Source organism: Pseudomonas luteola NBRC 103146, assembly GCF_002091675.1.
GTDB classification, from domain to species: Bacteria; Pseudomonadota; Gammaproteobacteria; order Pseudomonadales; family Pseudomonadaceae; genus Chryseomonas; species Chryseomonas luteola.
The window spans coordinates 353,652-378,119 of the sequence record NZ_BDAE01000001.1 but is presented as its reverse complement, the minus strand read 5'-3'; the positions used below and the strand labels follow the sequence as shown (position 1 = coordinate 378,119).

The 24,468-nt window shown below is 57.9% G+C and carries 26 protein-coding genes and 1 pseudogene; 20 read left to right on the top strand and 7 right to left on the bottom strand.

The features are described from left to right. Nucleotide 1: 1 nt before the first annotated feature. The gene (locus PLU01S_RS01835; protein WP_074821416.1) at nt 2–1,729 is read right to left on the bottom strand and encodes a methyl-accepting chemotaxis protein; all 1,728 of its coding nucleotides are present in this window, start codon (nt 1,727–1,729) and stop codon (nt 2–4) included. A gap of 908 nt (nt 1,730–2,637) precedes the next feature. Between PLU01S_RS01835 and oxlT the strand changes: the two genes are divergently transcribed. Continuing rightward, complete coding sequence (gene oxlT, locus PLU01S_RS01830; RefSeq protein ID WP_074821412.1) at nt 2,638–3,921, top strand: oxalate/formate MFS antiporter; 1,284 nt, start codon at nt 2,638–2,640, stop codon at nt 3,919–3,921. Between the two features lie 85 nt (nt 3,922–4,006). Beyond that, on the top strand, nt 4,007–5,596 hold the full coding sequence (locus PLU01S_RS01825) for a gamma-glutamyltransferase family protein (RefSeq protein ID WP_074821410.1): 1,590 nt from the start codon (nt 4,007–4,009) through the stop codon (nt 5,594–5,596). Between the two features lie 41 nt (nt 5,597–5,637). On the opposite strand, the gene PLU01S_RS01820 is transcribed toward PLU01S_RS01825, so the two are convergent. The 3 genes and pseudogenes from PLU01S_RS01820 to PLU01S_RS26510 form a co-directional block, all read right to left on the bottom strand. After that, on the bottom strand, nt 5,638–6,555 hold the full coding sequence (locus PLU01S_RS01820; protein WP_074821408.1) for a substrate-binding domain-containing protein: 918 nt from the start codon (nt 6,553–6,555) through the stop codon (nt 5,638–5,640). Nucleotides 6,556–6,562: 7 nt separating this feature from the next. Beyond that, complete coding sequence (locus PLU01S_RS26515) at nt 6,563–7,318, bottom strand: methyl-accepting chemotaxis protein (protein ID WP_425326526.1); 756 nt, start codon at nt 7,316–7,318, stop codon at nt 6,563–6,565. A 99-nt stretch (nt 7,319–7,417) separates the two neighbouring features. Beyond that, nucleotides 7,418–7,714, bottom strand: a pseudogene (locus PLU01S_RS26510) (HAMP domain-containing protein); the annotation flags it as partial. A 1,234-nt stretch (nt 7,715–8,948) separates the two neighbouring features. On the opposite strand from PLU01S_RS26510, the gene PLU01S_RS01810 reads away from it, so the two are divergent. The 11 genes from PLU01S_RS01810 (at nt 8,949) to PLU01S_RS01760 (ending at nt 14,485) form a co-directional block, all read left to right on the top strand. After that, nucleotides 8,949–9,566: a glutathione S-transferase gene (locus PLU01S_RS01810; RefSeq protein WP_074821401.1), complete on the top strand. Its 618-nt coding sequence runs from the start codon at nt 8,949–8,951 to the stop codon at nt 9,564–9,566. Between the two features lie 29 nt (nt 9,567–9,595). Further along, nucleotides 9,596–9,832, top strand: a complete 237-nt coding sequence (locus PLU01S_RS01805; protein ID WP_010796606.1) for a hypothetical protein — start codon at nt 9,596–9,598, stop codon at nt 9,830–9,832. 18 nt (nt 9,833–9,850) lie between these two features. Then, on the top strand, nt 9,851–10,162 hold the full coding sequence (locus PLU01S_RS01800) for a cupin domain-containing protein (RefSeq protein ID WP_074821398.1): 312 nt from the start codon (nt 9,851–9,853) through the stop codon (nt 10,160–10,162). A 10-nt stretch (nt 10,163–10,172) separates the two neighbouring features. Further along, nucleotides 10,173–10,676: a GNAT family N-acetyltransferase gene (locus tag PLU01S_RS01795; protein ID WP_159435089.1), complete on the top strand. Its 504-nt coding sequence runs from the start codon at nt 10,173–10,175 to the stop codon at nt 10,674–10,676. A 78-nt stretch (nt 10,677–10,754) separates the two neighbouring features. Further along, nucleotides 10,755–11,312, top strand: coding sequence for a ribosomal protein S5-alanine N-acetyltransferase (gene rimJ / locus PLU01S_RS01790; protein WP_010796603.1), 558 nt, complete (start codon nt 10,755–10,757; stop codon nt 11,310–11,312). Nucleotides 11,313–11,337: 25 nt separating this feature from the next. Next, nucleotides 11,338–11,907 carry a GNAT family N-acetyltransferase gene (locus PLU01S_RS01785; protein ID WP_074821392.1) on the top strand — a complete coding sequence of 190 codons (570 nt, stop codon included), beginning with the start codon at nt 11,338–11,340 and terminating at the stop codon, nt 11,905–11,907. 8 nt (nt 11,908–11,915) lie between these two features. Continuing rightward, nucleotides 11,916–12,398, top strand: a complete 483-nt coding sequence (locus tag PLU01S_RS01780) for an AAA family ATPase (protein ID WP_074821389.1) — start codon at nt 11,916–11,918, stop codon at nt 12,396–12,398. A gap of 144 nt (nt 12,399–12,542) precedes the next feature. After that, nucleotides 12,543–12,911: a hypothetical protein gene (locus PLU01S_RS01775; RefSeq protein WP_010796600.1), complete on the top strand. Its 369-nt coding sequence runs from the start codon at nt 12,543–12,545 to the stop codon at nt 12,909–12,911. Nucleotides 12,912–12,998: 87 nt separating this feature from the next. Continuing rightward, nucleotides 12,999–13,265 (top strand): hypothetical protein, encoded by a 267-nt coding sequence (locus tag PLU01S_RS01770; protein ID WP_074821387.1) that lies wholly within the window; start codon nt 12,999–13,001, stop codon nt 13,263–13,265. A 25-nt stretch (nt 13,266–13,290) separates the two neighbouring features. Further along, nucleotides 13,291–13,917 carry a LysE family translocator gene (locus PLU01S_RS01765; protein WP_010796598.1) on the top strand — a complete coding sequence of 209 codons (627 nt, stop codon included), beginning with the start codon at nt 13,291–13,293 and terminating at the stop codon, nt 13,915–13,917. Between the two features lie 4 nt (nt 13,918–13,921). Next, entirely contained in the window at nt 13,922–14,485 is a 564-nt protein-coding gene (locus PLU01S_RS01760; protein ID WP_074821384.1) for a GNAT family N-acetyltransferase, read from the top strand. An 11-nt stretch (nt 14,486–14,496) separates the two neighbouring features. On the opposite strand, the gene PLU01S_RS01755 is transcribed toward PLU01S_RS01760, so the two are convergent. After that, complete coding sequence (locus PLU01S_RS01755) at nt 14,497–15,375, bottom strand: YihY/virulence factor BrkB family protein (RefSeq protein ID WP_010796596.1); 879 nt, start codon at nt 15,373–15,375, stop codon at nt 14,497–14,499. 255 nt (nt 15,376–15,630) lie between these two features. On the opposite strand from PLU01S_RS01755, the gene PLU01S_RS01750 reads away from it, so the two are divergent. From PLU01S_RS01750 to ybaL, 5 genes are all read left to right on the top strand, one after another. Further along, on the top strand, nt 15,631–16,362 hold the full coding sequence (locus PLU01S_RS01750) for a glutathione S-transferase (RefSeq protein WP_074821381.1): 732 nt from the start codon (nt 15,631–15,633) through the stop codon (nt 16,360–16,362). A gap of 196 nt (nt 16,363–16,558) precedes the next feature. Continuing rightward, nucleotides 16,559–17,584: an LLM class flavin-dependent oxidoreductase gene (locus tag PLU01S_RS01745; protein WP_074821378.1), complete on the top strand. Its 1,026-nt coding sequence runs from the start codon at nt 16,559–16,561 to the stop codon at nt 17,582–17,584. Nucleotides 17,585–17,702: 118 nt separating this feature from the next. Next, nucleotides 17,703–18,230, top strand: a complete 528-nt coding sequence (gloA, locus tag PLU01S_RS01740) for a lactoylglutathione lyase (protein ID WP_074821375.1) — start codon at nt 17,703–17,705, stop codon at nt 18,228–18,230. Nucleotides 18,231–18,342: 112 nt separating this feature from the next. Next, on the top strand, nt 18,343–19,404 hold the full coding sequence (locus tag PLU01S_RS01735; RefSeq protein WP_074821373.1) for a PA0069 family radical SAM protein: 1,062 nt from the start codon (nt 18,343–18,345) through the stop codon (nt 19,402–19,404). A gap of 304 nt (nt 19,405–19,708) precedes the next feature. After that, nucleotides 19,709–21,415, top strand: a complete 1,707-nt coding sequence (ybaL, locus tag PLU01S_RS01730; RefSeq protein ID WP_074821370.1) for a YbaL family putative K(+) efflux transporter — start codon at nt 19,709–19,711, stop codon at nt 21,413–21,415. A gap of 36 nt (nt 21,416–21,451) precedes the next feature. On the opposite strand, the gene PLU01S_RS26090 is transcribed toward ybaL, so the two are convergent. Further along, nucleotides 21,452–21,922, bottom strand: coding sequence for a hypothetical protein (locus PLU01S_RS26090; protein ID WP_010796590.1), 471 nt, complete (start codon nt 21,920–21,922; stop codon nt 21,452–21,454). 92 nt (nt 21,923–22,014) lie between these two features. After that, complete coding sequence (locus PLU01S_RS01720) at nt 22,015–22,659, bottom strand: carboxylesterase family protein (protein ID WP_074821367.1); 645 nt, start codon at nt 22,657–22,659, stop codon at nt 22,015–22,017. Between the two features lie 170 nt (nt 22,660–22,829). Between PLU01S_RS01720 and PLU01S_RS01715 the strand changes: the two genes are divergently transcribed. Next, the gene (locus tag PLU01S_RS01715; protein WP_074821364.1) at nt 22,830–23,228 is read left to right on the top strand and encodes a hypothetical protein; all 399 of its coding nucleotides are present in this window, start codon (nt 22,830–22,832) and stop codon (nt 23,226–23,228) included. A gap of 487 nt (nt 23,229–23,715) precedes the next feature. Next, nucleotides 23,716–24,426 carry a carbonic anhydrase gene (locus PLU01S_RS01710; RefSeq protein ID WP_074821361.1) on the top strand — a complete coding sequence of 237 codons (711 nt, stop codon included), beginning with the start codon at nt 23,716–23,718 and terminating at the stop codon, nt 24,424–24,426. Nucleotides 24,427–24,468: the final 42 nt, after the last annotated feature.

Here is a 24,468-nt window from a genome sequence, read left to right as displayed (position 1 = left end):
GTCATCCACGCGGTCCAACACCGGACGTGACGTTATTGAGGTCACGAATCAGCTCGTTCACTTCACCTGCCGTCGTCAGCTGGTCGCCCGTCGAGGCGTTGATGGCATCGATGGAGCGCGTGGTACGCACTACACCCTTGGCGATACGCTCGAAGGCTTCGCCTACGCTTCGGGAGATTTCATTACCCACCGTGATGCGCTTGGAGGACTCCTGAATCAGCTTGTTGATCTCCTTGGTCGCCTGGGATGATTTCTCGGCCAGCTTACGCACCTCGTCCGCCACCACCGAAAAGCCCAGGCCATGCTCACCGGCCCGCGCCGCTTCGATGGCCGCGTTGAAGGCCAGCATGTTCGTCTGGCTGGCGATGTCACTGATAACCTGAATGATGTCCTGGATGTCCTCAGCAGACTTGGCAATAACGGCCATGGCTTCAACGGAGCGCTTGAGCGTCTCGGCGCCTTGGGCGGCCTCTTCTTGGGTCATGCGCGCCAGCTCGTTCGCCTCCCCGGTGCTTTGGGCAATGTGGTTGATTGACTGCGTCAGGTTTTGCACGGAGCTGCTCATAGCTTGCGTCTTGGCCTTGACCAACTGCTCCATTTCGACCTGCTGGGTAATGTCTGTCGCAAACTTGATAACTTTGTATGGCTGGCCGTCGGCATTGAAGATCGGGTTATAGGTCGCCTGGATCCAGATCTTCTGTCCGAACTTGCCCAGGCGCATGTAACGGTCGCTGAAGAACTGCCCCTGCCCCAGACGCTGCCAGAAGTCCCGATACGCGGTTGAAGTGACGTAATGCTCCTCACAGAACATGCGGTGGTGCTTGCCGACGATCTCTTCCAGGCGATAGCCCAGGGTCGACAGGAAGTTCTGGTTGGCATGAAGAATGTTGCCCAGCAGATCGAACTCGATGACCGCCTGGCTACGATCAATGGCCGCAATCTTGCCTTCATACTCGGCACTCTTGATCTGCAAGGCCGTGATATCGGTAGCGAACTTCACGATCTTGTACGGCTTGCCCTCGGCGTCCAGGATCGGGTTATAGGTCGCTTGAATCCAGATTTCACGCCCTTCCTTGCTGATGCGCTTGTAGACACCTGTGTCGAACTTACCACGGCCAAGCTTTTCCCAAAGCAGATGGTACGCAGTGGAGTTGGCATGTTCTTCGTCACAGAACATGCGGTGATGCTTGCCCTTGATCTCTTCCAGGCTATAGCCCAGCACAGACAGGAAATTATCGTTGGCCCGCAGCACATGGCCGGTCAGGTCGAACTCGATAACCGCCTGGGCGCGTTCGATAGCATTGACCTTGCCCTGGTGGTCGGTGCTGCGTAATACAGCCTCGGTCACATCGGACGCGAACTTGACCACCTTGTACGGTTTGCCTTCGGCATTGAAAATCGGGTTGTAGGTCGCCTGGATCCAAACTTCCCGGCCGCCCTTGCCTAGGCGCTTGTACTGCCCTGCATCGAACTCGCCGCGGCCAAGCTTTTCCCAGAACTGGCGATAGGACATGCTGCTGGCGTATTCGGCATCGCAGAAGATCCGGTGATGCTGCCCGGCAATCTCCTCAAGCCGATACCCCAAGGCGTCGAGGAAATTCTGGTTGGCGCGCAGGATGGTGCCATCAAGGTTGAACTCGATGACGGCTTGGGAGCGATCAATCGCTGACCAGAGTGAATTGAACTCCGCCGCCTGGGCGTCAGCGTTGAAGTCTTGGGGGGCATTCATTGGTGTTCTCCGGTAGCGGTTGGTGAGCAAAAACCGCCCTATGGTTTTTGCGATAACAGTGCTATCGGCTGAGCAGAAGCCAGCTTGATACAGCCGCCCGTTATTTTGTCGCCTTGGCGCGACTCTTCGTCTTGCTGCCCACACGAGCGCTCTGAATAAAGCGTGGAAAAAGCCCGTACTTTGTTCAGCCAAGCGGCTAGACAACTCCTTTGCTCAAGAGTCCGCTCTGCCTTCACAAAGGATTTCTTTTGGATTGTTATACGTATAGCCGATTGCGCATCGGTAACTAATAGCAAGGCCCACGCAGACGTTTTCTGCCAGTGCCCTTGTCATTTGGACAGGTAGTGGCATTGGCGACCACTCAGGCCAGACCCAAGCCCTATGATGGCTATGCCCCGCCCGGCCAGTGGCTTGTGCTCGCCCGTTGAACGCCGGGGCAAAACGCCATTGGCAGGGCGGTTATATGCGTCTGGAAAACATCAAGCCGCAAGATGTCCGTTTCACGCTATACATTGGCTTTTTAGCGCTATCCCGAAAAGCATAATCGGGTTAAGTTCTAATCTGTGATATTTAATATGTATGCATTAAATATTTAGTTGAATATAGTATTCAAGCCAATGCTTAACTTATCCTGAAGCAGAGCAAATTTACCTTACACACTTATTAAGTCTGCATCCCATTGATTTCGAATAAAAAAGCCCGCCCTTAAAGCGGGCTTTTTTATTTCACACATATATTAAATAGCTTCAAAAAAGTGCCAAGCGCACCAAGTTAGAGCAGCAAATTATACTTATGGATGAACATATCCTTATATTTTAACGCCAACGCCTTAAAACATAAGGAATATATAAAGCTGGCATATCCATTGCTCTCGTATTCATATCGTTATATAGCCCTCGGAAACTTCCATGAATACGAAGATATTGGTAGATAGTCGCGCGCCAGGCAGCGCTCTGGGCACTCGCTGGTTTCAACTGGCCGCAGGCGTTGTCTGCATGATGGCCATTTCAAGCCCGCAATATGTCTGGACATTGTTTACGGCGCCATTGACCCAAAAGCTGGGTGTCTCACTGGCTCAGATCCAGATTACCTTTTCCATTCTGATCGTCCTGCAAACGTTTTTCTCGCCAGTACAAGGTTTTCTGATTGACCGTTTCGGCTTACGCAAACTGATCGCCTTTGGTTGTGCCCTCACAGGGCTGTCCTGGATTCTGGCAAGTCAGGCCAATTCACTCGCCATGATCTACCTGACCTACGGCCTGATGGGAGGCTTGGGAACCGGCATCGTGTATGTGGGCATCGTTGGCTTGATGGTTCGCTGGTTTCCTGATCACCGGGGGCTGGCAGCCGGTGCGGTTGCCGCAGGTTACGGTATGGGTGCGATGATCACGACCTTTCCCATCAGCAATAGCCTCGCAGCGGCTGGCATGGAAAATACCCTGGTCACCTTTGGTCTGATCCTGGGGATTGTCGGCCTGCTCGCCGCACAGTTCCTGCGCCAACCGCCAGCCGAGTTGGCAGAGCGGATTGCCGACACCAGCCCTGCCTCCAGCACCGCACCGGACGTTGCACCCAAGGCCATGCTCAAGACGCCGCTGTTCTGGCTCATGTTTGCCATGTTCGCGATGATGTCGACCTCAGGCCTGATGGTAACGTCGCAGATGGCCAGCTTTGCCAAGGATTTTGGCATGACCGGTGTCATGGTCTTTGGCATGGCTGCACTGCCGCTCGCAATGACCATCGACCGTGTCTGCAATGGCCTGACCCGCCCGCTGTTTGGCTGGATCTCGGACCGATATGGCCGTGAGAACACCATGGCTTTCGCCTTTTTCGCAGAAGGCATTGCCATGACCCTGTGGCTACTGACCAGCGATAACCCTGTGCTGTTCGTATTGCTCTCCGGTGTAGTCTTCCTGGGCTGGGGCGAAATCTTCTCCCTGTTTCCCTCCACCCTGACCGACACCTTTGGCACCCGCAACGCCACGACCAATTACGGTTTCCTGTACATGGCTCAAGGGATCGGCTCCATCTTTGGCGGTCCGATGGCCGCCCTGCTCCACCAGTCCACAGACAGCTGGATGCCGGTGTTCGCCGTGGCCATCAGCTTTGACCTGATCACAGCGGCCCTGGCCCTGTTCGTGCTCAAACGCATGCGCCGTCAATGGCTCGCCAAGAACTCCAGCGTCGCTTAACTGAAGTGGCTGGGAGGCTCCAGATAAGCGGAGTCTCCCCCTCTGCTCTCCCGGCGGGACCCTTTGTTCGTCAAGGAAAAGAAGAATGCTTAATACCACTGTTGCTGCCCGCGGAATTGCCGTCGCTCCTCACAGTCTTGCTGCTCAATCGGCCCTGGCCGTGCTGCGTGAAGGAGGCAATGCCATCGAGGCCATGGTCGCCGCGGCGGCCAGCATTGCCGTTGTCTATCCCCATATGAACAGCCTGGGTGGGGATGGCTTCTGGCTGATCGTTCCGCCTGAAGGTGATCCGGTTGCCATTGATGCCAGCGGCCCGGCAGGCAGCCACGCCACCCTCGAGCATTACGCGGGTATGGATCGTATTCCAACACGCGGCCCGAAAGCCGCGCTTACCGTTGCGGGCACCGTTGGTGGCTGGCAGGAGGCGTTGGCGGTTTCCGGGGAGCTGGGCGGTAAGATGCCATTACCACGCCTTCTGGCTGATGCCATCCATTACGCCGCAGAAGGTATTCCGGTCACGCTGTCCCAGCATCTTGCCACCTCCAGCAAGCGGCACGAGTTGGAGTCTGTTCCCGGCTTTGCCGAAACCTTTCTGGAAAATGGCGAGGCACCCGTAGCCGGAAGCCTATTCAGACAACCACGACTGGCCGCCACCCTGCATCAGCTGGCGGAAGAAGGGCTGGATACCTTCTACCGTGGCGCCCTGGCAGCCAGTATCGCCAATGATCTGGAAGCGCTGGGCTCTCCTGTTTCACGCAATGATCTGGCCGCCTATCATGCCCGCCGGGTAAAGCCACTGGCGCTTCAGCATAGTGCCGGGATGGTCTACAACCTGACACCTCCATCCCAGGGGCTGGTCTCCCAGCTCATTCTTGGCATTGCCGACCACGCCGGGCTGGACAGCTGCACGGCCGACAGCGCCGAGCACATTCATACGCTGGTCGAGGCGACCAAGCTGGCCTTCCGGGTACGCGATGAGCACATTACCGACCCCGAGCATATGACCATCGACCCACAGGCGTGCCTCACCCCCGACTATCTTGAAGGGCTGGCCGCGGCCATCGACCCGCAAAAGGCGGCGCCCTGGGGCGAAGGCAAAGGGCCGGGTGATACCATCTGGATGGGCGTGATCGATGGGAACGGGCTGGCCGTTTCGTTTATCCAAAGCATCTACCATGAGTTCGGCAGCGGTGTGGTCTTGCCAGCCAGTGGCCTCAACTGGCAGAACCGGGGCGCATCGTTCAGTCTGGACCCCAATCATCTGCTGGCCCTCATGCCTGGCAAGAAGCCCTTTCACACCCTCAACCCCGCCGCGGCACGGCTCAAGGATGGACGAACCCTGGTGTACGGCACCATGGGTGGCGATGGCCAGCCGCAAACCCAGGCAGCGGTTTTCAGCCGCTACGCCATCTTCAATCAGCCGCTCCAGCAGGCAGTCACTGCGCCTCGCTGGCTACTAGGCCGGACCTGGGGCGAAAGCACCGATACGCTCAAGCTCGAGTCCCGCTTTACGGCAGACGTGTTCGAAGCGCTGCGCGCGCGCGGTCATGACGTGGAAAGCCTGCCCCCCTTCAGCGAGACCATGGGCCATGCCGGTGCGGCCGTACGCCATCCGAGCGGTGTGTTCGAGGGCGCGTTTGATCCCCGTAGCAACGGCGCGGCAGCAGGGTACTGATATCAAAAGACCGGGCCTGGCCCGGTCTTTTTTCGTCTGTGTTACTGGAACTGACTACGGTTTTCCGGTGTGATCAGCTTGAAAGGCACCCAGTTCACAGGCTCGACCCGCTCACCCCGGATCATGTGCAGTGCAACCTCTACGGCACCGTTGGCCTGCCCTGCCGCATCCTGAAGTACGCTGACGGTCAGCTTGCCCTGATCCATCATCTTGAGTGCATCCGGTGTGCCGTCGATACCGCCGATCAGGTAGTCCTTGGGATTCTTGCCTGCCTTCTCCAGCCCCATCACCGCACCGATAGCCATCTCATCATTATTTGCGGCGATGATGTCAAAGCTCACGCCCTGCTTGAGCCAGTCCATGACGACACTGGCCGCCTCGCTACGCTGCCAGTGGGCAATGGTCTTCTGTACGATCTTCATGTTCGGGTATTTGGCCACAACGTTTTCTACGTCTTCGGTACGAATTTTCGAAGCCTTGTTGCCTGGATCGCCAACCAGAATAACGACGTTGCCCTTGTAGTTGGCCCGGCGCGCCAGCTCTTCCATTTGCAAGGTGCCTGACTCGACCTCATTCGAACCGACGAACGCAGTCTGCGGCGCCCAGGCGGCTGGCTCGGGATTACGGTTGATGAAAACCAGCGGGATCTTCGCCTCGTTGGCGAGCCGGGTCATTTCCGGTGCGGTCTTCATGTCCACCACGGTCACGATAATGGCATCCACCTTGGAGGCGATCAGGTTGAGAATCTGGCGCATCTGCAAGGTGCCGTTGTCCTGTGCATCTTCCATAAAGACATCGGCATCCAGACTGCTGGCGTGGCGCTGTACGTTATTGCGCAGCAGGACCTGGAAGTTGTCGTTGTTCTTGGCGACACCCACGCCGATCAGGGGCGTGGCGGCCTGGGCCAGACTGCTCAGGAGCAGGCCGGCACCGAGTAGAGAGGTCATCCAGTGTTTCATGTTCGCCTCACACGCTGAAATGATGAAGTAGCCCGCGCTGCACCTGAGCCATCTCGGACAGGTCCTGGCTGCTTTGTGCGGTACGCTCGGCGCCCTCGGCGGCCAGCTGGGCCGCATCGTTGATGTACGTGACCATGCGGCTGGTTTCCTGCACGGTCGCGCTCTGCTCTTCGGTGGCCGCCGCGATCTGGATGTTCATGTCACGGATGCTGTTCACCGCGCTGCTCATGGAGCCCAGCAGCTCATCTGCGCCGGAGGCCAGGCGAACACAGTCGTTGGACTGGGTCTGGCTCTCATTCATGACCTTCACGACTGAATGGATCTTGCCCTGCATCTGCTCGATCATTGTCTGGATCTCGCTGGTGGAGGTCTGTGTACGACTCGCCAGGGAGCGCACCTCGTCCGCCACCACGGCAAACCCACGCCCTTGCTCACCGGCGCGCGCCGCCTCGATGGCCGCGTTGAGGGCCAGCAGGTTGGTCTGCTCGGCGATGGTGCGAATCGCATCCACAATGCCATCGATCTGCTTGCCGTAGCCCTGAAGCTCGTCGGTTTCCAGCGAGGCCTTGTTGATCTGGTCGGCCTGCAGACGAATGCTGCTGATGGTTTCGGCGACGCGCTCCTGCACCTTACTGGTCAGCTCATGGGTGTCGTCTACCGCCTGACGGGTATCGTTGGCCCGTCTGGCGACCTCATGCACGGTACTTTCCATCTCGGTCATGGCCGAGGCGGCAGAGTTGAGGCGATCACGCTGCTCATCCACAGCACGTGTGGTGCGCTCGCTGATCTCGGCATTGCTGTCCGCCGTCTGCGCCAGACTGTCGGCTGAGCGGGTCAGCTCACGCAGCGTGTCCTGCAGGGAGGCGGTCAGCTCGTTCAGATAGCCGCCCAGCTCGCCAAACTCATCCTTGCGGGAAACATCGAAGCGCACGCGCATGTCACCGCTCGTGACCTGCTTGAGCACCTCGCGGAAGGTTGCCAGCGGACGCCGAATGCTATGGGATACCCAACCACCGATCAGGACGGCAGCCAGAACAGCCAGGACGCAAGCGACCAGCAACAGGCTGCGGCTGGTGGAAATGGTCGAATCGGCACCGGCTTTGGCACTGTTGGCTACGGCTACAGCCTGACCACCAAACTCGGCGATCCTGGTCAGCATGGCTTGCAGCTTGGCATCCATTGCCTGACGCTGGGTTGCAACCTGCTCCACCAGCGCTGCATCCTGCTGATAGACGTTGAGCAGACCATCATCAGCGGTCAGATCTCTAAACAGATGGTTCACCATCACCGTCACGATCCGGCCAGTCCGAGCATCCTGTGCGACAAAAGCCTTGAGTCGATCACGAATGACTTCATCCTGAAGCGTCAAGCCGCGCTTGAGCCTATCGATATCAGGAACGGCCGCATGCGCGGAAAAATGGTCATAGGTCTTACCGATTTCCAGCAGCAGCGCCTCGGCAACGGCTGCACTGTCAGTGGACCCATTGGCACGCTGCCTGGCCATGTAATCCCGCAGCATATTGGACAGCCGCGTGCCTTCCTGAGTCGCAAAACCTTGCAGCGTACGGGCCTGGATGTTCAGGGCAACCTGCTGGCCGTGCAACTTCATCAGCGTGGCAGCCTGCTCGGCATAGGCCGTGCTCAGCTCACGCTGCTGGGCCAGGTTTTCCTTGAGCTCAGGGCGATCGCCAATATAACGCGCCGTGGTTCCCAAGAGCTCATTGAAACGCCCCAGGCTCTCATCGAAGGGCTTCTTGCCTTCGGCAATCTGTTGGCCGTCACGGCTGATAAGAACGGCCAGTACAGCCTGATTGGCGCGCAGGATATGCACGTTGAGCTCACTGGCGGCCTGACTGAGCGGCGCCGATTGCCCGGTAATGATGGAAAGCCGGTCACTGATGGAATGCGTGCTCTGGTAGCTGATGCCCACGATGGAGAGCAGCAGTACTAACAGCAGCGCAAAACCACCAATCACACGTTGGAGGATGGTCATGATAGTAACCCGTACGTTTGTCATTATTCAGGGGTCAACAACACGGCGCGAGGTGCCAGAATCGAAGGCATTCTGGCTTTTCACTTCCAGGCTATCGGCTTGACACCATGTCGACTGAAGCGGCCTGAAGGTCATTTTCAGCGCTTTTGGAGGGGTTGGAGATCAATGGCAGCCGTTGGCCAGCAGGCAACCGCAGGCTAGAGCGGATACACTTCTGGTGGACCAGTGAGTCCTGGCGACGAACGGCCATGCCTGTTCTGAACGCCTGTCCCAGCGCACAGTGCGGTCTCCATGCTTCAAGGGCCTGTACCTGACATCCAAGGCACGAGCACAACGCGTGCAGTCCGCCTCGGCAGCCGTTATAAGGAAAGGGATTTGCCTCTACCTCACAGGAGCCACCATGCAACTGATCGGAATGTTCGACTCGCCCTACGTCCGTCGCGTAGCCGTCTCGCTGAATCTGCTGGACCAGCCCTTCGAGCACACCCCCCTTTCGGTCTTCAGCGCCTTCGAGGAGTTCCGGTCAATCAACCCGGTCGTGAAGGCACCGTCACTGGTGTGCGATGACGGCACGGTGCTGATGGACTCGACATTGATCCTGGATTACGTGGAGGCGCTGGCGGCCGAGTCGGGACGCACCCTCATGCCACGCGATCTGGCCGAGCGTCAGCATGCGCTGCGCATCATCGGGCTCGCCCTGACCGCCTGTGAGAAAACCGTCCAGATCGTCTACGAGCGCAAGCTGCGACCGGCTGACAAGGTGCATGAACCTTGGATTGACCGCGTAACCGGGCAGTTGCTGGCTGCCTACGGTACGCTGGAAGCCGAAGTGGCGAACCGCCCGCTCAAGGCAGGCGCCGACGACATCAATCAGGCTGGCATCACCACGGCTGTAGCGTGGCGCTTTACCCAGCACATGACGCCCAATGCCGTTATTGCCGACAGCTTTCCACACCTGCGCGAGCTGTCGGCGCAGGCAGAAACACTCGACGCGTTCAAGGCAACGGTCTTTGTCTAGGACCACTGATTGATGGAGGCAGGCGAACCATGGATGGACTTCTGAGTGTCATTGGCAACTTCATTCTGGAGTTCGTTTTCGGCACCCTTTTCGCGGCCATTCTGTTCTGGATCGGCTGGCCCATCGTCAAGGTTCTGACCTTGGGTCGCTATCCTCATGGCCAGAAATGTCTGGACGAGACGATGCAAGCCAACTGCGTTCGAGCCACTGCTATCGCTGCGCTGGCCGTGTCACTCATGGCCGCGTTGGGCCAATTCCACCCCTGAGCCGCATACAAGGTCTACATGAACATCATCCGCAGCAAGCACTTTACCGCCAGCCGAGCCTGGGGAGCGCCCGACATTGCCAACATGGGCGGAATCACTACCCGTCTGCACTGGACGGATCAGCCCTACAAATGGCATGTCAACGATGGCGAAGAGGTCTTTGCTGTTCTCGACGGCGTTGTCGATATGCATTACCGCGAAGCCGGAGAGGAGAAATCCGTACGCCTGGAAACAGGAGATGTGTTCTTTGCCGGAATCGGCTGTGAGCATGTCGCACATCCTCATGGCGAGGCGCGCATTCTGGTGGTGGAGCGCGAGGGCAGCGTCTGAAAGGACTCGTATGCTGATACGTCAGACGGAGCTTGCCGACCTTGATGGCTTTTACAGTCTCTTCGCCTCCGTCTGCGCGGAGGGGCTGTACACTCACCGGCAACTGCCGCCTGTCCGGGAGCGTATTCTGGAAAGCCTGATTCAGGCTCTGGCGCATGGCTGGCCCAATCAAGTTATTGAGCATGAGGGCCAGATTATCGGCTCGGGGGAAATCTTTCCGGCCAGTGTTTGTGGTCAGACGGACCGGGATGATTCAGTGGGTTTTCTGGGCATGCAGATTCACAAAGCCTTTCGTAACCAGGGGTTTGGCACACGCCTGCTGGGCACACTTATCGAAAGCAGCCGGGCATTCGGCTTTATCGCGCTTGAGCTGGATGTCTATAAATCCAATCGGCGGGCCATTCATATATACGCAGCGCACGGGTTCAAGTGGCAACACGACCTGCCCGGTCGCGTCATGCCTGATGGACGGGAAGATCAGCCACAGCGTATGCGACTTGAGCTTGCCTGGTGAGGTTTATCTGCCAAAACGCTACAAAACCGGGTGATGTTCCGGTTATAACGCTCAGGCGCTTATAAGAGATAAAAGTCCATGAGCATCCTGACGTTAGAGGCAGAGCGGGTCCGACTGATCATCCCCACCGAGCGTGATGTCGTGCGGCGACGGCGGTTCGAGCTTGAAAACCGCGAGCACCTGCGCATCTGGGAGCCCTTGCGGGAGGAAACCTTCTACACACCCGAGACGGTTCGCCAGCGAATTCGCCTGAACCTGCAGGATTTCATGGCCGGTGCCTCCTGCTGTTTCAGCATTGTCGACAAGCGCACCGAGGCGATCATCGGCTGCTGCAACTTTTCCAATATCATCCGGGGCTCGTTTTTGGCCTGCCACCTGGGTTATTCCATCGCTGAAAGCCATCAGGGCAAGGGGTTCATGTTCGAAGCGGCCAGGACCGGCATCGATTACATGTTCACCCAGCGCAGACTGCATCGCATCATGGCCAACTACATTCCCCATAACGAGCGCAGCGCGCGGCTGCTCAAGCGTCTGGGTTTCGAGCGTGAGGGGTACGCACGGGCCTATCTCAAGATCAATGGCGTCTGGGAGGATCACGTCCTCAACGCCTTGATCAACCCGGCCAGCAGCGTCTAAACCATTACATACCCCAAGGACTGCGATGACTCCTCCCTTGCTGCGCACCATTCCTGAACAGTTTGAAACCGAACGTCTGCTGCTACGGGTTCCCCGTGCCGGTGATGGTGCCATGGTCTACGCAGCCGTGGTGGAGTCGCTTGCCTCGCTGCGCCGCTTTCCAGCCTCGCTGCCGTGGGTGATGACAGAGCCATCAGTCGATACGTCCGAAGCCTACTGCCGCCTTGCGGCATCGAGCTTTATCGTACGCAAGGATCTGCCGTTTCTGTTGATCGACAAAACCACCGGTATGCTGGTGGGCTGCGCCAGCTTTCACCATATCGACTGGAACGTACCCAGCATGGAGATCGGTTATTGGTGCCGGGACAGCCAGTGCCGACAGGGCTACATCACCGAAGCGGTCAGCGCCATGACGCACCTGGCACTCACTGACCTCAAGGCCGAGCGCATCCAGATCCTGACGGATGAAGAAAACACAGCCTCCTGTCGAGTCTGCGAACGAGCCGGCTTTACCCTTGAAGGAACGCTTCGTCATGAGCGCAAGGCACCGGACGGCACGCTACGCAACACCCGCGTATATGCCCGGATCGCCTGAGCTGTGCCATGGAGCTGATCGTGTTTATCGGCATACAGGCCGCAGGCAAATCAACATTTTACCAACGCTGCTTTTTCGACACGCATGTCCGTATCAACCGGGACATGCTGCGCACCCGCCACCGTGAGCGGCTCCTGTTGACGGCCTGCCTGGAAGGCAAACAGAAGGTGGTTATCGATAACACCAATCCCACTGCTGCAGAGCGGGCACGCTACATCGAGCCCGCTCGGGCGGCCGGCTTTACTGTGATCGGCTATTTTTTCGAGCCGGACCCGCGCGGCTGCGAGGCGCGAAATCGGGCACGGGCTCGCCAGGTGCCGCCAGCGGGACTCTTCGGAACCCTTAAACGGCTGGAGCGCCCACGCTTCGAGGAAGGCTTCGATGAGATCCATCGCGTTGTGTTACAGCCGGATGGCCGCTTTCTGATTTCACGGTATCAGCCACCAGACAGGGCTGATCTAGCGCCAACATCCTCTGTGCCGGACGCTTGAGCACTCTGGCCCAGCCTGTCTGTTTTGAAACGGCATAGACACTTTTCTACCCGGCGAACGATCCGCGGCTACGCTGTTCCTTATCTATTCAAGAAACGTATTAGCCAGCCCTACTGTAGAACGGGCTGATGAGAGGAGCAGCGGATGGTCGAGATCGAAATCGAAGGCAATAACGTCGTCTTCACCGTCAAAGGCATTCACAAGCTGTGGGCACTCAAGAGCCAGCTGACGATCCCCCAATCGCATATCCTGGCGGCTCGCCAGGACGATACGGTCCTGCAGGGCTGGAAAGGCTGGAAGGCACCGGGCACCAAGATTCCAAACATTCTGACGGCCGGGACCTTCTACCTTGAGGGGGAGCAGGTATTCTGGGATGTCAGCCATGCGGAACGGGCGATCATCATCGACCTGGAAGATGAGCAGTACAAACGTCTGATCATCGAAGTCGAGCATCCTGAAGGGGCCATCGAGCTATTGTCTAGCCTGATCGAAGCCAACAAGGGCAACGTCTGAATAGGCGCGATTTAGGTACTGCTGCACGCTGGATCAACCAGAACACTGCCATACTCTGGAGGTGCCTTTCATGGATAGGGAGTTGCAATGGCTCATAAGGACAATGGACACTCGCTCGAAACCCGCATTATCAGCCTCCTGGCCGCCCTGCCATTTGCCCTGGTAACAGCGGTGCTGCTATGGCTTGCGCTCAATCAGGGGCTGGCTTTCACGGGCGGATTTCTCGGGACAGGATACTTCTGGGGCTGCCTGGGATTATTTTTGCTGGCAGCATTCATCTGGCCCACCCTGTTTCCCGTTTGGCTGGGTATGATCTGGCGTGGCTTTATCCGCCTGTATCACTATTGGGTCTGAACAAGAAAATATCCAAGGACTGATCATGTTTCCAATCGATATCTGGCTCGCCTATACCGCAGCCTGCGCGTTGTTGATCCTGTCTCCCGGCCCGGACAATCTGCTTGCCATTGGCCGTGGCCTGAGCCAGGGTAGCCGGGCCGCCATCGTTTCCGGACTGTCCTCAGGCGTTGGCATCCTGTTTCACGTCACAGCCGCCACCTTCGGCCTGACGCTACTAATGAAAACATCAGCCGTGGCATTTTGGGTCGTCAAGCTGGTGGGCGCCGCCTACCTGCTGTGGCTGGGGATCAAGGTATTGCGTTCGCGCAACCTGATCACCTTTACTCCGGCTGCTCATCAGCCGTTGAAAACCATCTTCCTTACCGGTCTGCTGTCGGCTGTGCTCAACCCCAAGCCGGGCCTGTTTGTCCTGGCCTTTCTACCCCAGTTCGTAAGCCCTGCCCGCGGCTCCGTGACGATCCAGATGCTGGTCTACGGCGCCTGGTTTGCCTTGCTGACCTTTATCGGCTTTTCCATCATGGGCTCCTGTGCTTCGCGGCTGGCCCGCTGGCTAAAGCATCGCCCACGCGTCGTAGGCGGTCTCAATTGGGGTGCGGGTATTGCCTTCATCACGTCCGGCCTGACCGTGGCGGCCCTGCAACAAAGGTAGCCATATGCACCCGCCTCTGGAGCCTGCCCTTTACGAAACGGCCCGCCTGCGGCTTCGCCCATGGCGTGACGAAGACCGTCTCCCTTATGCCGCGCTGAACTCTGATCCAGAGGTACGTGAATACTTTCCGGGTGTACTGGATTTTGCCAGCAGCGAGGCCGAGCGTGAGCGTATCCAGGACAAAATCGAACAGCAGGGCTGGGGCTTCTGGGCAGTTGAACTGAAGGAGACAGACGCATTCATCGGCTTTACCGGCCTGAATGCTCCAGAAGGTCTGCCCTGCTCGCCGTGCGTGGAAATTGGCTGGCGATTGGTCAGGGCCTACTGGGGAAAGGGATATGCCTTAGAGGCCGCGCGTGAAGCCTTGCGCATCGGGTTCGAGCAACTGGCGCTAGACGAGATCGTCGCCTTTACAGCCTTGAGCAATCACCGCTCTCGAGCCGTGATGGAGCGGCTTGGAATGCGAAATACCCAGGAAGACTTCGATCATCCCCGTGTCCCTGCTGGCCACCCCTTGCGCCGGCACTGCCTGTACCGGCTCACCCATGCGGACTGGCAGCGCCCCTGACTTAGAGCGGTTTACTCGTCCAGCTTCTTGTCGCCCTTTTCTTTGCCCTCGTTGGAGTGATGCTCGATCACCGCGTTGATTTCCGCGCCAAACAGCAGCACTGCTGATGAGATGTACAGGTACAGGAGCATGATGATGATCGTGCCGATCCCGCCATACATGGCGTTGTAGTTGCCAAAGTTCTGGACGTAAAAGGCAAAGCCCAAGGAGGCGGCAATCCAAACCACTACAGCGAGCACCGAGCCGGGTGTAATGAACCGAAAGTCCTGCTCCACATCGGGCGCTGCGTAATAAATGATCGCCACGGCCAGCATCAGGAGGATCACAGCAACGGGCCAGCGGATCCAGGTCCAGACCGTGATAAAGACCTGTTCAAGGCCAATGTAGCTGGTCAGCCAATTCAGGAACTGCGGGCCAGTAACCATCAGGGCGGCAGCGCTGATGAGCATCAGCGCCAGCCCGATAGTATAAAACACCGACAGTGGTAACCGCTTCCAGACGGGTCGTCCTTCCTCGACATCATAGGCCATGTTCAGGGCCGTCATCAGCGAGCGCACTGCCGCAGAAGCTGACCACAGCGCCACGATGATCCCTACCGACAGCAAGCCGCCCTGCTGATTTTGCTGAAGCTGATCGATCACTGGATTGACCTGCTCCAGTGCCTGCGCCGGCAGGACATAGTTGGCCTGCTCGCGTAGCCAGTTGAAGAAGTCGGGCAGATGCAGAAAGCCCACCAGCGAGATCAGGAACAGAATGAAAGGAAACATCGAAAAGAACATCTGATAGGCCAATGCCGAAGCATAAGTCGCCATATCGTCTTCATTGAATTCCTTGACCGCCCGCTTGAGTACGTCCAGCGGGCCCAACCCACGAAGACTGAATCCCAACATCCCCATCTCCTCTCATACTTTATCTACAGGCAACCGGACTTGGCTGTTTGTAAAGGTGAAGGCATAGCCTTGTAGGGGGTAGACCGGACTGAGCGGCAGATGTCACCGCAGAAGAATCAAACAGCTGTTCGCGCCTTCCCGCCATAAGCCGAGCAATCCGATACTGTGACGGCTGTTCGTTCGTGAAAACAGGCAAACAACTCCTGGAGGGATCGTCTGTCCCACAGGGAGACCCTCATTGAAAGGAGACGAGCAATGCGTTACGAACTGCATTACTGGCCCACCATTCAGGGACGAGGCGAGTTCATCCGCCTCGCGCTGGAAGAAGCCGGCGCTGACTACGTGGATGTGGGCAATGGCTCCGAAGAGGATGGCCTGGGCATGCCTGCCATGGAATCCTATCTGAACGGTGAGGCAACGCCCTTCCCCCCCTTCGCCCTCCCCTTTCTCAAGGCGGGCGATCTGATCGTCTCCCATGTTGCCAATATCCTGCAGTTCCTGGGACCCCGCCTCGGGCTGGCTCCGGAAGATGAAGCCTCACGCCTGTGGGCCCATGGTCTGCAGCTGACTATTGCTGACCTTGTAACCGAAGCCCACGACATTCATCACCCCATAGGCTCCTCGTTGTATTACGAAGACCAGAAGACGGAAGCCAAGCGCCGTGCGGAAGGGTTCATCAAGGAACGTATTCCCAAGTTCCTCGACTATTTCGAGCACGTTCTAGAGGATAATCCCAAGGGAGATCGTTATCTGGTCGGAGACTCGCTCTCCTATGTCGACCTGTCGCTCTTTCAAGCCGTGAGCGGGCTGCGTTATGCCCTGCCCAAGGCCATGCAGCGGATCGAGGCGGATATGCCCAAGGTCGTCGATCTGGTCTCCCGGGTAGCCCAGCGTCCCAATATCAACGCCTATCTGGCCTCCGATCGACGCCTACCCTTCAGCGAAAATGGCATCTTTCGCCATTATCCTGAGCTCGACGAGGTGTGATCCAACTGAAGGCTCGACAGGTCCGGGCCTTCAGTCCAACCGTTTCCATCGGGTCTGAACATGCCAGACGTGTGCGATCTTTTTGGCATCAACCACCTGCACGCCTTGATTCTCCCGCCTGAGCAGCGCATCGTACGCGACTCTCGGATTCTGTCTGAAAGCGCCTGTTGCGCTGCCGATCATCAAGGAGAGGCCCATGCGGACATTAGCCAAGACCCGCCTGTCGATACTTGACCTTGCCCCTGTCACGGCTGGCCAGTCGGTAGGCGAGGCCCTACGCAACACCCTTACCCTGGCCGAGCAGGCCGATCGCTGGGGTTATCACCGTTACTGGTTGTCCGAACACCACAACATGGACGGTGTAGCCGCCTCGGCCACCGCCGTGCTGATCGGGCAGGTAGCGGCTGCCACCCGCCGTATCCGTGTGGGGGCAGGCGGTGTCATGCTGCCGAACCATACCCCCCAGTACGTGGCCGAGCAGTTCGGTACGCTGGAAATCCTGTACCCAGGCCGCATCGATTTGGGTATAGGTCGCTCTCCCGGCGGGGATTACGCCACCATGGAAGCGCTGCGGGTCAACATGATCACGGCGAGCCGGGAATTTCCTGAGCGCGTCCGTGAACTGCTTGCGCTATTCGACGAAGGCACGGAATCAGCCTTGAATACGCAGCCCTTCACCCGCGCCCCAGGCGAAGGGCTGAGCGTTCCGATCTGGATGCTGGGCTCCAGCCTGATCAGTGCTCGCTTGGCCGCTGAGCTTGGGCTGCCCTATGCGTTTGCCGCGCATTTTTCGCCGGCCCGCCTGCATGAGGCGATAGCGGCCTATCGCGAGCATTTCAAACCTTCTCTGCACCAGCCGCGGCCGCGGGTCATCGTGGCTGTTCCCGTCATGGCGGCGGATACCCGGTCAAGAGCCAAGCGTTTGATGCACTCCCTGTATCAAAAGGCGCTGGATCTCGGGCGCGGCCGCTCCAGCCGGCTGAAGCCTCCGCCCGAAACGATGGAGTGGACGCCTCAAGAGCGGCTGGCCGTGGAAGACCAGTATGCAGCGGCCATCATTGGAGGCCCTGATGAGGTGCGGGCAGGTTTGCAGAAATTGCTGGAAAGCACCCAGGCCGATGAACTCCTGATTCATACCGAGACCTATGACTTTAAGGAGCGCCTGCGGTCCTATGAAATCGTCTGGCAGGCGAAGCAGCAGGCCTTGCTGGAATCGTCCTGAACCTCAACGGCCTTCGTGGCCATTTGCCACAGCCAGGGTCTACTCAGCCTAAACGACACGCAAAAGTGATAAGCTGGCTATTTAAATACCGTCTGGATTTATCATCTGGAGAACTACGATGACCTTGAATGAATTGAACAACCTGCCGGGCGTTACGGCCCAGCCTGACGCAGCCACTGCCGAGTATGTCTACAACCACACCATGATCCGTGTGAAGGACATTGAGAAGACCCTGGACTTCTACACCCGCATCCTTGGCTTCACCATGTTGGAGAAAAAGGATTTCCCGGCAGGCAAGTTCAGCCTGTACTTCCTGGCGTTGATTGCTGACAAGTCCCAGATCCCGACAGATCCGGAAGAGCGTCACCGCTGGCGTAAATCCCTTTCCGGGCTTCTGGAGCTGACGCATAACCACGGCACTGAAGATGATCCGGACTTCACCTATCACAGCGGCAACAGCGATCCACGCGGCTTTGGCCACCTGTGCGTTGCCGTACCGGACATCCACGCCGCCTGTGCGCGCTTCGAAGAGCTGGGCGTTACCTTCCAGAAGCGCCTGACCGACGGCAGCATGAAAGACATCGCGTTCATCAAGGACCCCGATGGCTACTGGGTAGAAATCATCCAGTTCACGCCGGTCGCGTAAGACCTTCAGGACGGCGCCCCGCGCCGTCCTGCCTTTTTTTGCCGTACCCTCTGGCTTAATGCCTGCTCAAGATATACTGTATATTAAAACAGTATATCTCTGAGACAAGGTCATGACCCATCAAAAGCCTCCACGCGGTCGGGGGACCGGTAGTAATCCGCACAACCGCTATGCCCCTACCCGGTCGGAAGCTTATGACGATGGCTGGTTCCAGGATCTTCCTCCCACCCAGGCAACCGAGATTCGGCTGGAAACGGCCAAGACGGTCATCTCGCGCAATACCTCACCGGACATTCCCTTCGAACAGTCTCTTAATCCCTATCGCGGCTGCGAACATGGCTGCATCTACTGCTATGCCCGTCCAACCCATGCCTATTGGGATCTCTCGCCCGGCCTCGACTTCGAGACCCGGCTGATTGCCAAGACCAATCTGGCCGAAGCTCTGGAGAGGGAGCTGTCCAAACCGGGTTATGTCTGCAAGCCCATCGCCATCGGGGGTAATACCGATCCCTATCAGCCCATCGAACGCGAGCAGCGCCTGACGCGCCAGGCACTTGAGGTACTCCTCCGGTATCGGCATCCGGCTACGATCATCACCAAGGGTACGCTTATCCTGCGTGACCTTGACCTGTTGAGCGAGCTGGCGGCCCGTGGCCTGATCAAGGTCGGGATCAGCCTGACCACACTGGACGATGAGCTGAAACGTACCTTGGAGCCCAGGGCAGCGGCCCCGTCCGCGCGGCTCAAGGTTATTCGCACCCTGCGTGAGGCCGAGGTTCCGGTTGGCGTCATGTGCGCCCCCATCATTCCAAGGATTAACGACCGCGAACTGGAACATCTGCTTGAAGCAGCCCACGATGCCGGGGCTCGCTCGGCAGGGTATGTTCTGCTGCGCCTGCCGCGGGAGGTGGCCCCCTTGTTCGAGGAATGGCTCGAAGCTCACTATCCGCAGCGTGCGGCCCATGTTATGAGCCTGATTCGCCAGAGTCGAGGTGGTGAGGTCTATGACAGTCGCTTTACCACGCGCATGCATGGCGAAGGGATATTTGCCGATCTGCTTGAACAGCGATTTCGTATCGCCCTGCGCCGCCTGGGCCTGAATCGTCGCGAAGCACGCATCTCGCTGGACTGCACTCAGTTCAGCCCTCCCGGTCAGCAGATGCCACTTTTCTGACCTTTGTCGGTAAAGCATGCGTAATATCGGGAAATATCTGAGATAACCCTGAAAACGCTTTATTCAGACACGCCGAAAAGAGAACGGCAACTTTCAGCCTTTACCGCTTGTCCTTACTACACCCTGCCTGGCCTTATAAGGTTTGGCGCCAGCATTTTTGTAGCTATAACTCCAATACGGTGCGTACTTTATCGCTGCGTGCATGATGCCTTGAATATCTGAGCGCCATGGTGAGGCCAGTCCATAGGCTGGGTCTCCAAGCCTTGCGGGTTCTTTTTGCCCCAGCCCCACATGGAGCCACCGCATGCATGAAATGCCCCTGATTACTACCTTGGCCGCCGGCCTGGTTCTGGCCTTTTTTCTGGGCCTCCTCGCCAACCGCCTGCGCCTGCCTCCTCTGGCGGGCTATCTTCTGGCCGGCGTATTGGCCGGCCCCTTTACGCCAGGCTTTGTAGCCGACAGTGATATTGCCCATGAGCTGTCCGAAATCGGCGTGATCCTGCTGATGTTTGGCGTAGGCCTGCATTTTTCCATCAAGGACCTGATGTCGGTCCGCAAAATCGCCATTCCCGGTGCCATTGGGCAAATTGCCGTAGCCACGCTTATGGGGATGGGCCTTGCGCACCTCCTGGGCTGGGGGTTGGGTGCAGGGCTGGTCTTTGGCCTGTCACTCTCGGTCGCCAGTACCGTGGTGCTGCTCAGGGCCATGGAGGAACGACAGATGATGGAAAGTCGCCGCGGTCGCATCGCCGTCGGCTGGCTGATTGTGGAAGACCTGATGATGGTGCTGGCACTGGTTCTGCTGCCAGCACTCTCCGGCATGCTGGGCGGCAAGGCCGCCGAAAGCGACACTAGCCTGAGCATGCAACTTCTGCTGACACTGGTGAAAGTGAGCGCCTTCGTAGCGCTGATGCTGATCGTGGGCCGGAGAGTCGTCCCGTGGCTACTCAAGCGTGTCGCCCGCACCGGATCACGGGAGTTGTTTACCCTCGCCGTACTGGCACTGGCCATGGGGATTGCCTTTGGCTCATCGGTCCTGTTCGGCGTGTCCTTTGCGCTGGGTGCCTTCTTTGCCGGCATGGTCCTGAACGAGTCGGAACTCAGTCACGAGGCAGCCGACAATTCCCTGCCGTTGCGTGAAGCCTTTGCCGTGCTGTTCTTCTTTTCCGTCGGCATGCTGTTCAACCCGGAAGTGCTGCTCTCGCACCCGCTGCACCTATTGGCCACGGTACTGATCATCATCGTTGGCAAGTCCTTGGCTGCGCTGATCATCGTACTGCTGGCCCGGCGCCCGCTTAGCGTAGCCCTGACCATTTCAGCAAGTCTTGCCCAGATTGGTGAGTTTTCATTCATCCTGGCGAGCCTGGGCGTCAGCCTGGAGCTGCTGCCTGAGGAAGGCCGCGACCTGATTCTGGGCGGTGCGATCATTTCCATCATTCTGAACCCTGCGCTGTTCAGCATTATCGACCGTCTCCAGCCATGGCTCGAGCGACGCGAAGGGCAGGCGCTTCCCAATGCCAAGGCGCCCCATGCGCCCGAAGTGGTAGAGCCGCCACCCATTACCGAAACCGATCATGTGGTTCTGGTCGGCCATGGCCGGGTTGGCAGGCTGGTCAGTGCTCGCCTGCGCCGTGAACACATGCCGTTCGTGGTGATCGAGAATGATCGCGATCATATCGAGGAGCTGCGGGCAGATCAGATCAGTGCCGTGCTGGGTAATGCTGCGCAGCCGAACGTGCTTCAAAAGGCTCATATCGAGCAGGCGCATACGCTGCTGATCGCCATCCCGAACGGGATTGAGGCCTGCGAGGTCTCGAGGCGTGCGCGAGAGCTGAATGCGTCCCTCAATATCGTTTCCCGCGCCCATTACGACGAGTTGGTGCAGCACCTGCAAGAAAGTGGCGCTAACGTTGTCATCATGGGCGAGCGCGAGATTGCCCGAGGCATGTTTACCGAGCTGGGCCTGCCCACCCAAGAGCGTGGAGAAGACCTGCATCCGCATCCCGGCTAATGGGCGACAGCGGGAGCCCACCGGCTCCCGCCCTGTCTACTTGAGCGACTTGTATTCGCTCTTGGCAGCCTCGCGGTAGTCATAGGTCGGATAGAACTCGGTATGAAAGGAGCCCCAGGCGCCCTTTTCCACCGCCATGTTCACGTCCGGCAGTTTGTCCGGCGGTACGCGCAGGGTCACGATCTGACCAATTCCCATCACGACATACCAGGACACCACCTCTGTGCCCGGGGGCGGAAAATTGTCAAAAAAGCCCTGACGCCTGAGTTCCTGCTTGGTTTCGGTCAGCGGCTTGGACTGGTCGTGCCGCAGGATAATGGTCAGCAGCACGCCTGAAGCCGTGCTCCCCGACGCGCCTGTATCGGCTGGCGAGGCTGGTGACGATGCAGGCATCGGTTGCGTGGTCTTTTCAGGGCTGGACGGTGGCTGTGACGGCTCGGCCGCCAAGGTCAGTGTGGCCAGCAGGCAAGCCGGAAGGGCAAGGGCGATACGTCGGGCAAATCTCACTGCGGGTTCTCCTTGAGGGGCACATCAAGCCCTCTGCACAGCGTAGTTCAGCCTTGAGCATCCTTCCTGTCGGCAAGCCAGGATGTATTCTGTTACAGCTGCCTGGCCAGCAGCCACTGGTAGATTCGCATGTCCCGATAAGCCAGGCGAGCAGCGCCTACATGGTCCTGCCCCTGATCCAGATACAGGCGGTCTCCCTCCTGGGCGGTCTCGGCCGAGGTCAGGCCCAAGCGGCTGATAAAGGCGGGCGTTGCCCGGCGCGTCACCTCGCCGACACTGATCCAGACCGGTCGTTGAGGATCGGATTGAGGCACGCTCGTCAGGTCTACCGGCCATAACGCCGCCCAGAAAGCAGGTTGAGAGAGCGCCAGATCGAATACACCGTTTCCGCCAAAGCTGAAGCCGGTGAGATAAGTCCGCCTGCGATCCCCGTAATAGGACTTTTGCACGTCCACCACAATACTGCCGACCTCATCAATAAAGCGATGCCAGCGATCACCCTTGGATGGCATCTGTGGCGCCACCACAATAAAGGTCTCCCTTACCTGTTCCGGATTGCCCGGGTTGAGCGGGCCATGCACGGTCAATGCCTTATGGATCGGCATGGGTGCGCCCTCATCGTAGCCATGCAGAAAACAGAGTACCGGCCAACCTTCCGTGGGTGGCAAGCCCTCAGGCACGGAAAGCAGGTACGGCAAGGCAGCCGACTCGATCAGCTGGATATCAGGCAACGGCATAGGGCCTCCAAAAAAACCAGGCGTATAAACGGTTGGACCTTGCGTTCCACCTGACACTCACCCCTGCCCATGCCGCCGGTCTAATGGTGGACTGCCGATCGCTGGAACGAGCCGAAGGCCTCTTTCTGTGGTCAGGAGTTATAGCCACTACCTGAATTACAGGAGGAACCATGCAAAAGCTGAAGGTTGATTGGGATACCACCCGTGACGTATTACGCGCAGGCACCCGTGAGGACAGCGTCTCGGTACGCACCATTGCGGTAGACGTTGCCCGCCGTCAGGACACATCTGCCGATGACCCTCAAGTCATCGAAGCCATTCTCAAAGCAGCGGATGAACTGGTCCGCAACGGCTTTATCGACGCGCCTTATCCGTTCGAGAAGGATTCGGAGGTCAGGGGTATCAAGCCGCTGGGGCAGGAGCTGTTCGAGTGGATGGAGGATGAGCACAAGTGGAATCGGCTGCGCCCTGCATTGGAAGAGGCCCTGCAGAGTGGTCTGGGCGCCGATCATCAGTACCTAAGTGCTAACGCGCTGGACGCGGCCATGCGTGGAATCGGTATCCGCTGATCGGATTTCGCTGGGCAGGTTGATGATCTACCTGCCCGGTATCTTGGTACTGCCGTACTGCTTTACCTGATAATCCATTACACCTTTATCTCACCTCAAGCCGTGCAATGTGGCGCAATAGACATTTGCTCACTTCAGCATTGAATAAAAATGTTTTATCTGTGAACTATTCCAGATTTAACCCCTGCCTTAAAAAATCCAATAGCTCCAAAAACCTCTTTTAAGCAATTAGCCACCACATGATGGCTATTTGATCGCAATAAAATTTGGAAATATCTTCAAACTGTTCCTTTGACTACTTTTTCTTCAGGGTGAATTAAGCTTCGCGCTCTAGGCTTGTTTCGAGCCTGGGGCATATGCCCAACGCTACGTGGTCCGGAGGGTTTCGGGATTAAGCTGTAACCAGACGTTGGTGGGCAACGTCTGCTTCAAGCAGTACCCGATCGGACAATGGTTAGTTGTTTCGTCCACGTAAAGAGGTTGGACCATGAACGAGAAAAACATGAACGTCCCTTGTGCGGATGACGCCTTGCAACAAATTGTCGATGGCTTCAAGCGCTTCCGAAAGGAAGTGTTCCCAGAGCAGGAGGAGTTATTTAAAAAGCTGGCCAATGCACAATCGCCACGCGCCATGTTTATTACATGTGCCGACTCGCGCATCGTGCCTGAGCTGATCACCCAGAGCTCCCCAGGCGATCTGTTCGTTACCCGTAACGTTGGCAACGTCGTTCCGCCCTATGGGCAAATGAATGGCGGTGTTTCGACGGCGATCGAATACGCCGTATCGGCACTGGGTGTCCAGCACATCATTGTCTGCGGTCACTCCGACTGCGGCGCCATGAAAGCGGTGTTGAATCCGGCCTCGCTGGAAAAAATGCCTACCGTTAGAGCTTGGCTACGCCATGCTGAAATTGCCAGAACGGTTGTTGCCGACCACCAGATGTGTGAACACACTCATGATGGAGAGCTGAACTTCCTCACCGAGGAAAACGTTGTGGCGCAGTTGACTCACCTGCAAACGCATCCATCCGTGGCTTCGCGTCTGGCAAGTGGACAATTGTTCATTCACGGCTGGGTCTACTCGATCGAAACCAGTGAAATCAAGGCATACGACGCTATCGAAGGCCGCTTCCGTCCCCTGGATGGAGAAGGTCCGATGCCAATCGCCACGCCACGTCCCCGTTTGAACTCAAACTGATCCAAGCCTTCGGCGCGCCTTACGCGCCGAAGTCGCCAGCAC

Excerpts from the sequence above, each read along its gene's own strand:
- PLU01S_RS01835 (WP_074821416.1), bottom strand. The coding sequence starts at position 1,729 with ATGAATGCCCCCCAAGACTTCAACGCTGACGCCCAGGCGGCGGAGTTC.
- oxlT (WP_074821412.1), top strand. The coding sequence starts at position 2,638 with ATGAATACGAAGATATTGGTAGATAGTCGCGCGCCAGGCAGCGCTCTG.
- PLU01S_RS01825 (WP_074821410.1), top strand. The coding sequence starts at position 4,007 with ATGCTTAATACCACTGTTGCTGCCCGCGGAATTGCCGTCGCTCCTCAC.
- PLU01S_RS01820 (WP_074821408.1), bottom strand. The coding sequence starts at position 6,555 with ATGAAACACTGGATGACCTCTCTACTCGGTGCCGGCCTGCTCCTGAGC.
- PLU01S_RS01810 (WP_074821401.1), top strand. The coding sequence starts at position 8,949 with ATGCAACTGATCGGAATGTTCGACTCGCCCTACGTCCGTCGCGTAGCC.
- PLU01S_RS01805 (WP_010796606.1), top strand. The coding sequence starts at position 9,596 with ATGGATGGACTTCTGAGTGTCATTGGCAACTTCATTCTGGAGTTCGTT.
- PLU01S_RS01800 (WP_074821398.1), top strand. The coding sequence starts at position 9,851 with ATGAACATCATCCGCAGCAAGCACTTTACCGCCAGCCGAGCCTGGGGA.
- PLU01S_RS01795 (WP_159435089.1), top strand. The coding sequence starts at position 10,173 with ATGCTGATACGTCAGACGGAGCTTGCCGACCTTGATGGCTTTTACAGT.
- rimJ (WP_010796603.1), top strand. The coding sequence starts at position 10,755 with ATGAGCATCCTGACGTTAGAGGCAGAGCGGGTCCGACTGATCATCCCC.
- PLU01S_RS01785 (WP_074821392.1), top strand. The coding sequence starts at position 11,338 with ATGACTCCTCCCTTGCTGCGCACCATTCCTGAACAGTTTGAAACCGAA.
- PLU01S_RS01780 (WP_074821389.1), top strand. The coding sequence starts at position 11,916 with ATGGAGCTGATCGTGTTTATCGGCATACAGGCCGCAGGCAAATCAACA.
- PLU01S_RS01775 (WP_010796600.1), top strand. The coding sequence starts at position 12,543 with ATGGTCGAGATCGAAATCGAAGGCAATAACGTCGTCTTCACCGTCAAA.
- PLU01S_RS01770 (WP_074821387.1), top strand. The coding sequence starts at position 12,999 with ATGGCTCATAAGGACAATGGACACTCGCTCGAAACCCGCATTATCAGC.
- PLU01S_RS01765 (WP_010796598.1), top strand. The coding sequence starts at position 13,291 with ATGTTTCCAATCGATATCTGGCTCGCCTATACCGCAGCCTGCGCGTTG.
- PLU01S_RS01760 (WP_074821384.1), top strand. The coding sequence starts at position 13,922 with ATGCACCCGCCTCTGGAGCCTGCCCTTTACGAAACGGCCCGCCTGCGG.
- PLU01S_RS01755 (WP_010796596.1), bottom strand. The coding sequence starts at position 15,375 with ATGTTGGGATTCAGTCTTCGTGGGTTGGGCCCGCTGGACGTACTCAAG.
- PLU01S_RS01750 (WP_074821381.1), top strand. The coding sequence starts at position 15,631 with ATGCGTTACGAACTGCATTACTGGCCCACCATTCAGGGACGAGGCGAG.
- PLU01S_RS01745 (WP_074821378.1), top strand. The coding sequence starts at position 16,559 with ATGCGGACATTAGCCAAGACCCGCCTGTCGATACTTGACCTTGCCCCT.
- gloA (WP_074821375.1), top strand. The coding sequence starts at position 17,703 with ATGACCTTGAATGAATTGAACAACCTGCCGGGCGTTACGGCCCAGCCT.
- PLU01S_RS01735 (WP_074821373.1), top strand. The coding sequence starts at position 18,343 with ATGACCCATCAAAAGCCTCCACGCGGTCGGGGGACCGGTAGTAATCCG.
- ybaL (WP_074821370.1), top strand. The coding sequence starts at position 19,709 with ATGCATGAAATGCCCCTGATTACTACCTTGGCCGCCGGCCTGGTTCTG.
- PLU01S_RS01720 (WP_074821367.1), bottom strand. The coding sequence starts at position 22,659 with ATGCCGTTGCCTGATATCCAGCTGATCGAGTCGGCTGCCTTGCCGTAC.
- PLU01S_RS01715 (WP_074821364.1), top strand. The coding sequence starts at position 22,830 with ATGCAAAAGCTGAAGGTTGATTGGGATACCACCCGTGACGTATTACGC.
- PLU01S_RS01710 (WP_074821361.1), top strand. The coding sequence starts at position 23,716 with ATGAACGAGAAAAACATGAACGTCCCTTGTGCGGATGACGCCTTGCAA.